12 protein-coding genes are annotated in these 14,480 nt (G+C 71.3%); 10 read left to right on the top strand and 2 right to left on the bottom strand.

Annotation, left to right across the window (positions count from 1 at the left end; translation table 11 throughout):
• Nucleotides 1-4: 4 nt before the first annotated feature.
• Entirely contained in the window at nt 5-1,060 is a 1,056-nt protein-coding gene (locus ABEA42_RS11265) for a DMT family transporter (protein WP_345503356.1), read from the top strand.
• Nucleotides 1,061-1,124: 64 nt separating this feature from the next.
• On the opposite strand, the gene ABEA42_RS11260 is transcribed toward ABEA42_RS11265, so the two are convergent.
• On the bottom strand, nt 1,125-2,624 hold the full coding sequence (locus ABEA42_RS11260; RefSeq protein WP_345503355.1) for a long-chain-fatty-acid--CoA ligase: 1,500 nt from the start codon (nt 2,622-2,624) through the stop codon (nt 1,125-1,127).
• Nucleotides 2,625-2,781: 157 nt separating this feature from the next.
• Between ABEA42_RS11260 and ligA the strand changes: the two genes are divergently transcribed.
• The 3 genes from ligA (at nt 2,782) to ABEA42_RS11245 (ending at nt 6,851) form a co-directional block, all read left to right on the top strand.
• Nucleotides 2,782-4,896, top strand: coding sequence for an NAD-dependent DNA ligase LigA (gene ligA / locus ABEA42_RS11255; RefSeq protein ID WP_345503354.1), 2,115 nt, complete (start codon nt 2,782-2,784; stop codon nt 4,894-4,896).
• Nucleotides 4,893-5,363 carry a mycothiol transferase gene (locus ABEA42_RS11250; protein ID WP_345503353.1) on the top strand — a complete coding sequence of 157 codons (471 nt, stop codon included), beginning with the start codon at nt 4,893-4,895 and terminating at the stop codon, nt 5,361-5,363. Before ligA ends, ABEA42_RS11250 begins: the two co-directional genes overlap by 4 nt.
• Nucleotides 5,364-5,456: 93 nt before the next feature.
• Nucleotides 5,457-6,851: a 3-hydroxybutyrate oligomer hydrolase family protein gene (locus tag ABEA42_RS11245; protein ID WP_345503351.1), complete on the top strand. Its 1,395-nt coding sequence runs from the start codon at nt 5,457-5,459 to the stop codon at nt 6,849-6,851.
• Nucleotides 6,852-7,115: 264 nt separating this feature from the next.
• Here the strand turns inward: ABEA42_RS11245 and ABEA42_RS11240 are convergent, their stop codons facing one another.
• Complete coding sequence (locus ABEA42_RS11240) at nt 7,116-7,913, bottom strand: FadR/GntR family transcriptional regulator (RefSeq protein WP_345503350.1); 798 nt, start codon at nt 7,911-7,913, stop codon at nt 7,116-7,118.
• A gap of 161 nt (nt 7,914-8,074) precedes the next feature.
• Between ABEA42_RS11240 and ABEA42_RS11235 the strand changes: the two genes are divergently transcribed.
• The 6 genes from ABEA42_RS11235 to ABEA42_RS11210 all read left to right on the top strand — a co-directional run bounded on the left by ABEA42_RS11235 (nt 8,075) and on the right by ABEA42_RS11210 (nt 14,448).
• Nucleotides 8,075-8,602, top strand: coding sequence for a gluconokinase (locus ABEA42_RS11235; protein WP_345503349.1), 528 nt, complete (start codon nt 8,075-8,077; stop codon nt 8,600-8,602).
• A complete protein-coding gene (locus ABEA42_RS11230) occupies nt 8,599-9,996 on the top strand; it encodes a GntP family permease (protein ID WP_345503348.1) in 1,398 nt (465 codons plus the stop codon). The genes ABEA42_RS11235 and ABEA42_RS11230 overlap by 4 nt, the downstream gene beginning before the upstream one ends.
• A gap of 115 nt (nt 9,997-10,111) precedes the next feature.
• On the top strand, nt 10,112-11,227 hold the full coding sequence (gene prfB, locus ABEA42_RS11225; protein WP_345503346.1) for a peptide chain release factor 2: 1,116 nt from the start codon (nt 10,112-10,114) through the stop codon (nt 11,225-11,227).
• Nucleotides 11,228-11,377: 150 nt separating this feature from the next.
• Entirely contained in the window at nt 11,378-12,067 is a 690-nt protein-coding gene (ftsE, locus tag ABEA42_RS11220) for a cell division ATP-binding protein FtsE (protein WP_345503344.1), read from the top strand.
• A 56-nt stretch (nt 12,068-12,123) separates the two neighbouring features.
• Nucleotides 12,124-13,029: a permease-like cell division protein FtsX gene (gene ftsX, locus ABEA42_RS11215; RefSeq protein ID WP_345503343.1), complete on the top strand. Its 906-nt coding sequence runs from the start codon at nt 12,124-12,126 to the stop codon at nt 13,027-13,029.
• A gap of 72 nt (nt 13,030-13,101) precedes the next feature.
• Nucleotides 13,102-14,448: a peptidoglycan DD-metalloendopeptidase family protein gene (locus ABEA42_RS11210; RefSeq protein WP_345503342.1), complete on the top strand. Its 1,347-nt coding sequence runs from the start codon at nt 13,102-13,104 to the stop codon at nt 14,446-14,448.
• The last annotated feature ends 32 nt before the right edge of the window (nt 14,449-14,480 follow it).

The following is a 14,480-nucleotide window of genomic DNA, read 5'->3' as shown; positions in this document are numbered from 1 at the left end:
CCGCATGAGCAGCACCGACACCACCAACAGCGCCGCCCACGGCAGCTCCGCGCGCACCGCGCCCGGGGCCTCCGTGCGCGCGGGCGCACCCGAGCCGACCGGGGTGCGCACCACCCGGGTGCCCTGGCAGGCGAAGTACCTCGTGCTGGCCCTGATCTGGGGCTCGAGCTTCCTGCTCATGAAGGTCGGGTTGCGCACCCTCGCACCCCTGCAGATCTCGGGGCTGCGGATCTACGCCGGCACCGCGACGTTGCTCGCCCTGCTCGCCGCCACCGGCGGCCGGCTGCCGCGCGAGCGACGCACCTGGGGCCACCTGACCGTCTCCGGCATCTTCCTCACCGTCCTGCCGTTCAGCCTGTTCGCGCTGGGGGAGGAGCGGGTGTCCTCCGCGCTCGCCGGCATCGGCAACGCCACGACGCCCATCGCCGCGCTGTTCTTCGCCCTCCTGCTCCTGCCCAGCGACCGGCTCTCGCCGCGCAAGGTCGCCGCCGTGCTCATCGGGTTCGTCGGCGTCGTGGTCATCCTCCAGCCGTGGGAGGCCACCGGCCGCCCCGACCTGCTCGGGTTCGGCATGACCCTGGTGGCCGGCGCCTGCTACGGCCTGGGCTGGACCTACAACCGTCGCCACCTCGGCGGCGCCGACCTCGGTGGCCTGTCCATGCCCACGGCCCTGCTCGTGGTGGGCTCGGTGCTCATGGTCCCCGTGATCCTCGTCTGGTGGGCCCTGCACCGCGACACGTATCCCGCGCCGTGGAGCGGCCACGCCGACCCGACCGGGGGTGCCGGGCTGACGCCCCTGCTGTGCGTCCTCACGCTGGGCATCGTGGGCACGGGGCTCGCCTACATGCTCCAGTTCGACGTCGTGCGCGGCGCGGGCGCCACGGTCAGCACGACCGTCACCTACCTCATCCCGGTCGTGAGCGTCGTGCTCGGCGTGCTCGTGCTGGACGAGCACCTCGCCTGGCCGCAGCTGGTCGGGGCCGCCATCGTGCTGGTGTCGGCCGTCGTCGTCGGGATGCCCGGCCGGCGCCGTCGGGCACCGGGCGGGCAGCCCGCCTGACCGTCATCGCTCCTCCAGCGGAGGGCTGGTGCAGGGCGACCGGCGACGGTCGCCCCTCCACGCCTCACGCGGAGGGCTGGTGCACCTCACGCCGCAGGATCTTGCCGGTGGGCCCCTTGGGCAGCTCGTCGACCGCCCAGAGGTGCCGCGGGTACTTGTACGCCGCGATCTTCGACTTCACGAACGCCTGCACGTCCTCCAGCGTCGCCTCTGCCCCGGGGCGCAGGGCGACCGCCGCGCCGACCTCCTCGCCGAGCAGGTCGTCCGGCACGGCCACCACGGCGGCCTCGAGGACGTCGGGGTGCTCGTACAGCACCTCCTCCACCTCGCGCGGGTACACGTTCATGCCACCGCGCAGGATCATGTCCTTCTTGCGGTCGACGATGGTGAAGTAGCCCTCCTCGTCCATCGTGGCGAGGTCGCCGGTTCGGAACCAGCCGTCGGGGATCGCCTCGGCCGTCGCCTCGGGGTTCTGCCAGTACCCCTTCATGACGTTGTCGCCCCGGATCGCGATCTCGCCGACGCCGTCGCCGGGCGGGACGTCGTTGCCCTCGAGGTCAACGAGCTTCATCTCGCACCCGGGGATCGCGACGCCGATGGTGCCCGGCTTCCGCTCGCGGGTCGGCATGTTGAACGACGCGACCGGGGAGGTCTCCGACAACCCGTAGCCCTCGAGGATGACGCAGCCGAACTTCTCCTCGAACGCCTTCATCACCTCGTGCGGCATGGCGGACCCACCGGAGCAGCACGTCCGCAGCGACGTCGCGTCCATGGCGTCGGAGTCGGGGTGGTTGAGGATGGCCGCGTACATGGTGGGCACGCCCATCATGATCGTGACCTTCTCGTCGTTGATGACCTTGATGGCCTCGGCGGGGTCGAACCGGGGGATGAGGGCGAGGGCGGCGCCCGCGATGACGGCGGCGTTGAGCCCGACGACGAGCCCGAACACGTGGAACAGGGGCAGGCAGCCCATGACCACGTCGTCGGGCTTGGTCTCCTGGATGTCCACGGCGCTGCGGTGGGCGTTGAGGTGGATGTTGCTGTGGGTGAGCTCGGCGCCCTTGGGGCGACCCGTGGTGCCCGAGGTGTAGAGCACGATGGCGGTGTCGTCGTCCGCCCGCTCGACAGGCTCGGTGATCGGCTCGCCCTCCTCGAGGGCGCCCTCGGCCGGCCCGAGCGGCCCGCACTCCACGATGCGGGTGCCGGACCTCTTGGCACCCTCGGTGGCCTCACCGACGAAGTCCGGCCACACGAACGCGACCTTGGCCCCGGAGTTGCTGAAGAAGAAGTCGATCTCGCCGGCCTTGAGCAGCGGGTTCATCGGCACGACGATGGCGCCGGCGAGCAGCGAGCCGAAGAACACGACCGGGAAGGCCGGGACGTTGGGCAGGATGATCGCCACGCGGTCGCCGGGCTCGACCCCCGCCGCCCGCAGCGAGCCGGCTACCTTGGCGGCCATGGCGTGCAGCTGGGCGTAGCTCAGGTCGTTGCCCCTGAACTTGATGGCGGGCTGGTCCGGCTGCTTGGTGGCGGTCGTGACCAGGTTGGTGGCGAGGTTCGTCATCGGTGGCTCCGCATCGTCGGGGAACGGGTCGTGCACATCCTCGCCCGTCACGACGGGTTTGGCTACGCGTCGGTAGGGCGTGGTGCGGCTACCCGGGCAACGCCGGACACTGCGGGGGAGTGCCGTCGGCACCCGGTCGTCGGTGGGTTGCGGCAGGATGGCCGACGTGAGTGAGATCGTCTCGAGCACCGTCCCCGACCAGGCCCGGCACGAGTGGGCCGACCTGGCCGACCAGGCGACGGCGGCGCAGTTCGCCTACCACGTCAAGGACGCGCCGACGATCAGCGACGGGGAGTACGACGCGCTGGTCCGCAGGCTCAACGAGCTCGAGGACGAGTACCCCGAGCTGCGCACCCCCGAGAGCCCGACCCAGCAGGTCGGCGGCGCGGTGTTCTCCACGGACTTCCAGGCGGTCGACCACCTCGAGCGGATGCTCTCGCTCGACAACTGCTTCTCGCCCGAGGAGCTGGCGGCCTGGGCCGCCCGGGTGACGCGCGACGCGGGCACCGACGACCTGCACTTCCTCTGCGAGCTGAAGATCGACGGCCTGGCCGTCAACCTCCTCTACGAGAAGGGGCGGCTCGTGCGGGCGCTGACCCGCGGCGACGGGCGCACGGGCGAGGACGTCACCAACAACGTGCGCACGATCGACGGCATACCCCACCAGCTCGCGGGCAGCGGGCACCCGGCGCGCGTCGAGATCAGGGGCGAGGTGTTCTTCCCGGTCGAGGCGTTCGCCGACCTCAACGCCTCGCTCGTCGAGGCGGGCAAGGCGCCGTTCGCCAACCCGCGCAACTCCGCCGCGGGGTCGCTGCGGCAGAAGGACCCCCGGGTCACCGCCAGCCGCCCGCTGCACATGCTCGTCCACGGCATCGGCTTCCGTGAGGGGCTGGAGCTCACTCGGCAGTCGCAGGCCTACGAGCTGCTGCGCGAGTGGGGGCTGCCGATCTCGAGCCACTACAAGGTGCTCGACACCCTCGAGGAGGTGCAGCAGTTCGTCGTCCACTTCGGCGAGCACCGGCACAGCGTCGAGCACGAGCTCGACGGCATCGTCGTCAAGGTCGACGAGGTGGCCGTCCAGCGGCAGCTGGGCTCCACGTCCCGGGCGCCCCGCTGGGCGATCGCCTACAAGTACCCGCCCGAGGAGGTCAACACCAAGCTCCTCGACATCCAGGTCAACGTCGGCCGCACCGGCCGGGTGACCCCCTTCGGCGTCATGGAGCCCGTGCTCGTCGCCGGCTCCACGGTCGAGCGGGCCACCCTCCACAACGGCGACGAGGTGCACCGCAAGGGCGTGCGCATCGGCGACACCGTGGTGCTGCGCAAGGCCGGTGACGTCATCCCCGAGATCCTCGGACCCGTGGTGGAGCTGCGTGACGGCACCGAGCGCGAGTTCGTCATGCCCACGCACTGCCCGTCCTGCGGCACCGAGCTGAAGCCGGAGAAGGAGGGCGACAAGGACATCCGCTGCCCCAACGCGCGGACCTGCCCGTCCCAGCTGCGCGAACGCCTGTCGGGCCTGGCCGGCCGGGGAGCGTTCGACATCGAGGCGCTGGGTTGGGAGGGCTCTGTCGCCCTGCTCGAGTCGGGTGTGCTCGAGGACGAGTCGGGGCTGTTCTCGTTGGGGGAGAAGGAGATCGCCCGGGTCCCGTTGTTCACCCGGGCGGCGAAGAAGACCGACGCCGAGGGCGACGTCGTCGACGGCCGCGTCCTGTCGGCCAACGGTCGACGCCTCGTCGACAACCTCCGGACGGCCCGCGACCAGCCGCTGTGGCGCGTCGTCGTGGCCCTGTCGATCCGCCACGTCGGGCCCACCGCAGCTCGCGCCCTCGCCCAGCACTTCGGCTCCATGGACCGCATTCGCGCCGCGACCCTCGAGGAGCTCGCCGGCGTCGAGGGTGTCGGTGGCGTCATCGCCGAGGCGGTGCGCGAGTGGTTCGACGGCCCGGCCGGGGACTGGCACACGCGGATCGTCGACCGCTGGGCCGCGGACGGCGTCCGCATGGAGGACGAACGGGACGAGTCCGTCGAGCCCACCCTCGCGGGGATGACCATCGTGGTGACGGGGTCGCTTGAGGGCTTCTCCCGCGACGAGGCGAAGGAGGCGATCCTCGCCCGCGGCGGCAAGGCCTCGGGGTCGGTGTCGAAGAAGACCGACTACGTCGTCGTGGGGGAGAACGCCGGCTCCAAGGAGGACAAGGCCCGTGAGCTGGGCCGCCCGATCCTCGACGAGGCCGGCTTCCGCCGGCTGCTCGAGACGGGGCAGCCGTGATCGACGCGCGCACCTACCTGCGCTTCTGCGACGAGGCCCTCGTGGCCATGCGGGACATCGTGGTCGAGCTCGGCGACGACCTCGCCAACCGGCGGCCCGACCTCCCCGGCGCCAACACCCCCTTCGCGATCCTCACGCACTGCCTCGGCGTCACGGCCCGCTGGGCGTCCACCGTCAACCTCGGCGAGGTCGTGCCGCGCGACCGCGACGCCGAGTTCACCGCCTCCGGCGCCGTGGCCGACTTGGCGACCGACACCGACCGCACGCGGATGTCGTTGCAGGACTGGGTGTCCCGTTCCGTGCTTGACGAGCCGCCGGCAAGCCCCACCCACGACCGCGAGGACTGGTACGCCGCGACCCAGGGTGGGGTCCTCATGCACGTCTACGAGGAGCTCGCCCAGCACCGCGGGCAGCTCGAGCTCACCCGGGACGTGTTGCTGGCCGGGGCCGACCGCACCACCCCCTGAGCCGCGGGAGCCTGTCCCGCACACGCCGTTCGTCCAGTTTGTGTGCCGCACCCACATTGAGCAGGGCCGTCGGCCGGGCGAACCATGAGGCGCATGCGCCCGACAACGACGTCACGCCAGCGGCTCGCCGCCCTCGCCACCACGGCCACGCTCGCCCTCCTCGGCGGGCTCGCAACGGCTTCGCCCGCCTCGGCGGACAAGCCCCAGGGCGGTCACTGCGCCCGCCAGTCCAAGATCCGGGTGCCGGGCGCTCAGGTGCAGGAGGTCGCCTGCCTGGACGACCTCACCACCGCGGGCACGGTCGCCTCGGGCCACACCAACCCCAACGACTGGGCCGGACTCAACGCCGCCGGCACGGTGAACCCCACCGGGGTGCCCGGCATCCAGGTGGACGGCTACTTCCCCGACACCTCGACGACCAACACCAACCACGGCTGGAACCACGACGCCCAGTACGTCCTGCGCATCCCGGACCACTGGAACGGCGGCCTCGTCGTCAGCGGTGCGCCAGGCGTCCGCGCGCAGTACGCCAACGACTTCATCATCAGCGACTGGGTGCTGAGCAAGGGCTACGCGTTCGCCTCGACCGACAAGGGCAACACCGGCGCCGCGTTCTACCGTGACGGCAGCGCTCCCGGCGGGTCGATCCGCGAGTGGAACGCCCGCGTCACCGAGCTGACCCTCGCCTCGAGGGCGACCCTGCGGCAGGTCTACGCCAAGGCGCCACAGCGCACGTGGATGGTCGGGATCTCCAACGGCGGCTACCTCACCCGCTGGCAGCTCGAGAACCGCCCCGACCTCTACGACGGCGGGATCGACTGGGAGGGCACGCTGTTCCGCGCCGAGGGCCCCAACCTCTTCACCTACCTGCCGACCGCGCTGAAGAACTACCCCCGGTACGCCGCCACGGGCGACCAGGGTGCGCACGACGCGATGATCGCCGCCGGGTTCGCACCGGGGTCGGAGTTCCTGTGGCCGTTCCACTACTCCTACTACTGGGACCTGACCCAGCGGATCTACCGGGAGGAGTTCGACCCCACGTGGGACGGTTCGCTGGAGGCCGGGGTGCCGTTCTGCGCCAGTGGCACGCCGAGCTGCGACGCCGACTACGACTACGCGTCGCGCCCCCAGGCCGTGAAGGATGCGGTCGCGTCGGTCTCCTTGACCGGTCGGATCGGCAAGCCCATGCTCACGGTCCAGGGCACGCTCGACACGTTGCTCCCCGCGAAGACCGACGCCGACGTCTACGACCGGCTCATCGACCAGGCGGGCTCCGGCGCGCTGCACCGCTACTACTCGGTCGAGGACGGCACCCACACCGACGGCCTGTACTCCGCCTACCCCGACCGGCTGCGGCCCCTGCTTCCCTGCGCGCGCAGCGCGTTCGACGCCCTCACGGCGTGGGTCGAGCGCGGTACGGCACCGCCGGCGGACGGCTTCGTCGCCCGCCCCGCGGGCGGGGACATCGTCAACACCTGCACCCTCTGAGGGGCGGGCCGGCCGTCACGACCCGCCGGGACCTGGTTGGCCGTGGCGGTTCCCTCGGGGAGCCGCCACGGCTTCCCCCGTCCCGCCGAAGTCCCAGACCTCGGGCCATACGGGCGCTCTGGCGCCGAAGTCCCAGACTTCGGTGAGCTGGGTACGGGGCGAGGCACCAAGCGTGGGCGCCGAAGTCCCAGACCTCGGGCCATGCGGGCGTTCTTGAGCCGAAGTCCCAGACTTCGGCGCGAGGGCGGCAAAGGCGGCGGCGGGTCAGGCGTCGGGGGAGGCGGTGCCGCGTACGGCGTCGCTGGCCTCGGCGATGATCGCAGTCATCGCGGCGGCGGCCCCGGGCCCGTCGCCGGACCCGATCGCCTGGGCGACGTCGCCGTGGAGGCGGATGGCCACCGGGTTGGGCCTGGCGGGCATGAGGTCGTGGTGGGTGCGACCGGCGAGCACCTCGGCGACCACCGTCGAGAGGGCGGCGAGCATCTCGTTGCCGGAGGCCTCGAGCATCGTCGCGTGGAAGACCTTGTCGGCCTCGAGGTAGGCCTCGAGGTCTCCCGCCTTGGCGTGCACCGTCATCTGCATCACCGCCCCCACCATCGCGCCGCACTGCTCGGGGGTGGCCCGGGCCGCGGCGAGCTCCGCCGCGACGGGCTCGAACCCCCGGCGCAGCTCTCCGAGCGAGACGAGCTGGTCCTCGCGGTCGGGGCCGTCGAGGCGCCACCGGATGACGCGGGGGTCGAACACGTTCCACTGCGAGCGGGGGCGGACCCGCACCCCGAGGCGGCGACGGGTCTCCACCAGCCCCATCGACGCGAGCACCCGCACTGCCTCGCGCACCACCGACCGGGACACCCCGAAGCGCAGGTCCAGCTGGTCGATGCGCACCACCGACCCCACCGGGTTGGCGCCGGACACGATCTCCTGGCCGAGGGCGTCGAGCACGCTCGCGTGCAGGCCGCGCGACGGTTCCTCCGTGGCGGCGGGGGAGCGGTCGTCGGGCTCGACGGGGTCCGAGCCGTCCGGACGGCCGGGGCGGTCTGGGCGGTCGGAGGTGGCAGGCATGGGCCAAGGGTGCCAGAGAGAGCGCAGGGAGCGCCGAAAGAGCACCGCAAGGTTGTTAAAACTGTTTTGTTTTCGCCAACGTCTTGTCAAACCGGATCTGATGAGCGACTCTGGTTCGCGGAAGCCTCACCGTCGAGCCCCGGACAAAGGAGTCACGGACCATGACCACGCCCCACCACCCACCCCTCGTCGTGATGATGGGGGTGTCCGGCTCTGGCAAGACCACCGTGGGTGCAGCGCTCGCCCAGCGGCTGCGCGTCCCCTTCGCCGACGCGGACGACTTCCACCCACCCGAGAACATCGCCAAGATGGCGGCTGGCACCCCGCTGGACGACGAGGACCGTGGCCCCTGGCTGCGGACCATCGCCGCGTGGCTGGCCGAGCACGCCGCCACGGGAGGCGTTGCCAGCTGTTCGGCCCTCAAGCGCGCCTACCGCGACATCCTCACGCAGGCTGCCCCCGGCACGGTCTTCATCCACCTGCACGGCGACCGCGACGTCCTGGCGGCACGGGTCGCCGGACGCCCCGGCCACTTCATGCCGGCAGCGCTCATCGACTCCCAGTTCGCGACCCTCGAGCCCCTCCAGCACGACGAGATCGGCCAGACCCTCGACGTCGCCCAGCCCGTAGACACCCTCGTCGAGGAGTCCCTCGACGTCCTTGCCAAGAAAGGTGCGTCGCTCGCATGACCACTGACCTCTTCTCGCTGCTGCACCCGGCGCTGGCCGCGGCCGACACCCCGGACATCCCTGCCTCGAGGCTCGTGCCGGCCGCCCTCGTGGGCATCGCCGTCATCGTCGTGCTCATCACACGGTTCAAGCTGCACCCGTTCCTGGGCCTGACCCTGGGCTCGCTCACGGTGGGCGCCATCGCGGGCGTGCCGATGAGCGACGTCCTCGACAGCTTCACCAAGGGCTTCGGCTCCACGGCCGCCGGCGTCGGCACGCTGATCGCGCTCGGCGCGATGTTCGGCAAGCTCCTCGCCGACTCCGGTGGTGCCGACGAGATCGTCGACACCATCGTCGGCCGCTCCTCGGCGCGGACGCTGCCCTGGGCCATGGCGGGGGTCGGCGCGATCATCGGCCTGCCGATGTTCTTCGAGATCGGCCTCGTCCTGCTGATGCCGGTCATCTTCCTGGTGGCCCGGCGCTCGGGCCTGTCCGTGATCAAGGTGGGCATCCCCGCCCTCGCCGGTCTGTCCGCGATGCACGGCCTGGTGCCGCCGCACCCCGGCCCGCTCGTGGCCATCGACGCCCTCAAGGCGAACCTCGGCATCACCCTCGCGTTCGGCGTGCTCGTCGCGCTCCCGACGATCGCCATCGCCGGCCCGCTCTTCGCCCGGGTCGCCGGCCGGTGGGTGGACGTGCCGGCCCCCGAGCTGTACGCCGCGGACGAGCAGGCGCAGGCGCGGGTGCGCCGTCCGTCCTTCGGGGTCACCCTCTTCGCCGTGCTGACCCCCGTCGTCCTCATGATGGGCAAGGCGCTGGCCGACATCTTCGCGGCGGAGGGCAACCCCGTACGCGTGGTGCTCGACTTCCTCGGCACGCCCCTGATCGCGCTGCTCATCGCCGTCGTGGTCGGCATGTTCACGCTGGGTCGTGGTGCCGGGATGGGCAGCAAGGAGCTCGCCACCTCCCTCGAGCGGTCGCTGCCCCCGATCGCGGGCATCCTGCTCATCGTCGCCGCCGGTGGCGGCTTCAAGCAGACGCTCGTCGACACCGGCATCGGCACCCTCGTCGCCGACTGGGTGAAGAGCAGCGGCCTGTCGGTGCTGCTGCTGGCCTGGATCGTCGCCGTGCTGATCCGCCTGGCCACCGGCTCGGCGACCGTGGCGACGGTGACCGCGTCGGGCATCCTCGCCCCGCTGGCCTCCGGCATGAGCACCTCCGAGGTGTCGCTGCTCGTGCTCGCGATCGGGGCCGGCTCGGTGTTCTTCTCCCACGTCAACGACGCGGGCTTCTGGCTGGTCAAGGAGTACTTCGGCCTCTCGGTCGGCCAGACCATCAAGTCGTGGTCCCTGATGGAGACGCTGCTGTCGGTCTCGGGGCTCGTGTTCGTGCTCCTGCTCGGCCTGGTCGTCTGACCCGGCACGGCGGAAGCCGTCGAACCGAGGGGTGTGCCGCGCGGCCTCGCCGCGCGGCACACCCGCGTCCGGGGGCGGTCGGCGCGCGTCGGGCCGTGCCATACAGTTGACCTTCGTGGCCGTCGACTTCCAGCAAGAGATCAAGAACCTCCGCACCACCATGGACTCCGTGCGTGAGGTGACCGACCTGGCCGCCCTCAAGGTGCAGATCGCCGACCTCGAGGCCAAGGCCTCCGCCCCCGACCTCTGGGACGACCCGGAGGCGGCGCAGCAGGTGACGTCCGCGCTCAGCCGGGCCAACTCCGAGTACGAGCGGGTCACGGGCATGGACTCGCGCATCGACGACCTCGAGGTGCTCGTCGAGATGGGCACCGAGGACGGCGGCGACGCCGAGACGATGGCCGAGGCCGAGCGCGAGCTGGCCTCGCTCCAGAAGGCCGTCGGCGAGCTCGAGGTCCGCACCCTGCTGTCGGGGGAGTACGACGAGCGCGCGGCCGTCATCACGATCCGCGCCGGCGCCGGTGGCGTCGACGCCGCCGACTTCGCCGAGATGCTCATGCGCATGTACCTGCGCTGGGCCGAGCGCCACGGGTACCCCGCGCAGGTCATGGACACCTCCTACGCCGAGGAGGCCGGGCTGAAGTCGGCCACCTTCGAGATCAACGTGCCGTACGCGTTCGGCAACCTGTCCGTCGAGGCGGGCACCCACCGGCTGGTGCGCATCAGCCCGTTCGACAACCAGGGCCGGCGCCAGACGAGCTTCGCGGCCGTCGAGGTCATCCCGCTCATCGAGTCGACCGACCACGTCGAGATCCCCGAGAACGAGATCAAGGTCGACGTCTTCCGTTCCAGCGGTCCGGGTGGCCAGAGCGTCAACACCACCGACTCCGCCGTCCGCATGACCCACATCCCCACGGGCATCGTCGTGTCGATGCAGAACGAGAAGTCGCAGATCCAGAACCGTGCAGCGGCCCTGCGCGTGCTGCAGTCGCGCCTGCTCCTCCAGCGCCAGGCCGAGGAGGCCGCCGCCAAGAAGGAGATGGCCGGCGACGTCAAGGCGAGCTGGGGCGACCAGATGCGCTCCTACGTGCTCCAGCCCTACCAGATGGTCAAGGACCTGCGGACCGAGTACGAGGTGGGCAACCCCTCGGCGGTCTTCGACGGTGACATCGACGGCTTCATCGAAGCAGGCGTGCGCTGGCGCAAGGAGCAGCAGAAGGCTGCCGAGTAGGACGCAACGCCGAGCAGGACGCAACGCCGAGCGGGCGCTGCTGCGCGGCATCGCGGGGTCGGCGACCTATTCTCGGGTGGTCGTGCGTGACCGCCCCCGGGCACGCGTACGCCGTCCCATCCGCCCCCCGGTAAGGCTCAGCACCCGCGCATGATCCGTTTCGAGAACGTCAGCAAGGTCTACCCCCGGTCGACCCGCCCTGCGCTGAGTGACATCGACCTCGACGTCGAGCGCGGCGAGTTCGTCTTCGTCGTCGGCTCCTCGGGCTCGGGCAAGTCCACCCTCCTGCGGCTCGTGCTCAAGGAGGAGGGCGCCACCAAGGGCAACGTGCTCGTGGCCGGGCAGGACGTCGGCCGGCTGCCGTCGCGCAAGGTCCCGCGCCTGCGCCGCGAGATCGGAACGGTCTTCCAGGACTTCCGGCTGCTGCCCAACAAGACCGTCTACCAGAACGTCGCCTTCGCCCTGCAGGTTCTCGGCCGCTCCGGCCACGCCATCCGCCAGGTCGTCCCCGAGACCCTGGAGATGGTCGGCCTCGACGGCAAGGAGAAGCGCCTGCCGCACGAGCTCTCCGGTGGTGAGCAGCAGCGGGTCGCCATCGCCCGCGCGTTCGTCAACAAGCCGCCGATCCTGCTCTGCGACGAGCCCACCGGAAACCTCGACCCGACGACGAGCCTGGACATCGTGCGGCTGCTCGACCGGATCAACCGCACCGGCACCACGATCGTCATGGCCACCCACGACGACGACATCGTCGACCAGCTGCGCAAGCGGGTCGTCGAGCTGAAGAACGGCCACATGATCCGCGACGAGAACAAGGGCGTCTACGGCAGCGGGCGCTGACCCTCGCCCCGCCCCACCACGACCGACGCCACGGAACCCGGAAGAGACACCACCCCATGCGACTGCAGTTCATGCTCAGCGAGATCTGGATCGGCCTGCGCCGAAACCTCTCGATCGCCGTCTCCGTCATGCTGGTGACGATGGTCTCGGTCTTCCTGCTGGGCATCGGCCTGCTCGTCCAGCAGCAGGTCGACACCCTCAAGGGCTTCTGGTACGACCGGGTCCAGGTGACGGTCTTCATGTGCGGCCCGAACTCCCCGGAGAAGGCCTGCGCGAGCGGCACGGTGACCCCCGAGCAGCGCGAGTCCATCAAGACCCAGCTCGGTGAGATGAAGCCGCTGGTCAAGAACGTCTACTACGAGTCCGAGCAGCAGGCGTTCGACCGCTTCAAGGAGCAGTACAAGAACTCGCCGATCTCGGACTACCTCCAGGTGGGGGACATCCCCCAGAACTACCGCGTGCAGCTGTCCGACCCGACGAAGTTCGCGGTGGTGGCCAGTGCGGTCGAGGGTGCCCCCGGCGTGGCCAGCGTCCAGGACCAGAAGAAGACGCTCGACAAGCTGTTCAAGGTCATGAACGTCGTCACCGTGGGGTCTCTGGTGCTCGCGGGGCTCATGGTCCTGTGCTCGGTGCTGCTCATGGCCACGACGATCCGCCAGGCCGCCTTCAGCCGGCGCCGCGAGACCGGGATCATGAAGCTCGTCGGCGCCTCCAACCTGACCATCCGGCTGCCGTTCGTCCTGGAGACGGTGCTCGCCGCCCTGATCGGCGTGGGCCTGGCCGTGGGAGGCCTGTGGGGCGCCACCGGCTACCTCCTGCCCCGGGTCGCGCGCGTCCTCCCGGCCGCGCCACTCATCGGTGAGGGCGCGGTGTGGGTGCTCGCACCATGGCTCGCCGGGCTCATGCTCGTGGTGGCGGTGCTGACCAGCTGGGCGACCCTGCGGCGCTACCTGCGCGTCTGACCCGCGGCGACCCGGATTTGACCGGCCCGACGTCCCCCGAAACCCGTGAGGCGTGTGTTACCAATGAGGCCCATGAGCGTCTTTTCGCCGCGTCGCCGCGCGTCCCACTCGCTGCGGCTCACCGCCCTCGGTGTCGCTGTCGCCTGCACGGTCGGCCTGGCCGGCCCGTCGATCGCCTCGGCGCCGGTCGTGCAGACCTCCGGGCGACCCGCCGGTGCCCCCGCCGCCAGCGACCCCAACGCGGCGAAGAAGCAGGCCGACAAGGACGTCGCGAGGCTCAAGGAGCAGCTCGAGGGCACCTCGGCCAGCCTCCAGGACGCCTACTTCGCGCTGCGGCGCACCCAGCTCGCCCTCCCCGCCGCCCAGGCCGTCCTCGACAGGGCGACGGCGGTGCAGGCGAAGGCCGACGCCCACAACGACGAGATGACCGTCGCCCTCGAGGTCGCGCAGGCCAACGAGGACCGGGCCGTCGACGCGCTGGCGACCACGCGCCGTGACCTGGCCGACAACCGGACCCGCGTCGCCCGCTTCGCCGCGCAGCTCTACCAGGACCAGGGCATGGGGCAGCTGTCGGTGGCGCTGAGCGCGACCACGCCCGAGGACTTCGCCAACCGGGTCGCCATCAGCGACACCGTCATGGACGTCCAGAACCAGTCGCTGGCCAAGCTGGCCACCGCCCGGGCCGCGGCCACCGCGCAGGAGTCGCACATCAAGGCCCTGCGGGCGCAGGTCGACGCTGCCAAGCAGCAGGCCGAGGCGGCGCTGGCCAAGGCCACCGCGGCCCGCGCCGACGCAGCCGCGGCAAAGGCGAAGCTCGAGGCCCTCGCGCGCCAGCAGGCGGCGCAGTCCCGGGCCCTGGAGGCGCAGAAGGCGAGGGAGAAGACCAAGCTCGCCAGCGCCCAGAAGGAGCAGGCCCGCCTGCAGGCAGTGCTCGTCGCGCGGGCCAGGGCCGCCAAGGCCGCTGCCGCCCGCCGCGCCGCCGCCGCGCGCAGGGCCGGCCGCCACGTACCCTCCGCACCCAGCGCCAACGGGTTCCTGTCTGCGCCGTCGGACGGCTGGATCTCGTCGGAGTTCGGCATGCGGTTCCACCCGATCCTGCACTACTGGCGCCTGCACGCCGGGCGCGACTACGCCGCCGACTGCGGCACCCCCATCCGCGCCGCGGCGCCCGGCACCGTCATCTCGGCGGGCTGGGCCGGCGGGTACGGCAACCGGGTCGAGGTCGACCACGGCATCCTGCGCGGCGTCGACCTCGTGACCGCCTACAACCACATGGAGCGGATCGTGGTCCGCAGCGGCCACGTCAGCCGTGGGCAGGTCATCGGCTACGTCGGCACCACCGGGGAGTCCACCGGGTGCCACCTGCACTTCGAGACCTACGAGGACGGCGTCCCGAAGGACCCGCGCCGCTGGCTCTGACGCGCCCCGGGCCGGACCCACGGGTCCACGCA

The sequence above is a fragment of the Pedococcus ginsenosidimutans genome (assembly GCF_039544395.1).
GTDB classification, from domain to species: Bacteria; Actinomycetota; Actinomycetes; order Actinomycetales; family Dermatophilaceae; genus Pedococcus; species Pedococcus ginsenosidimutans.
Note: the sequence above shows the minus strand (reverse complement) of the source record. Positions and strands in the feature narration are given on the sequence as shown.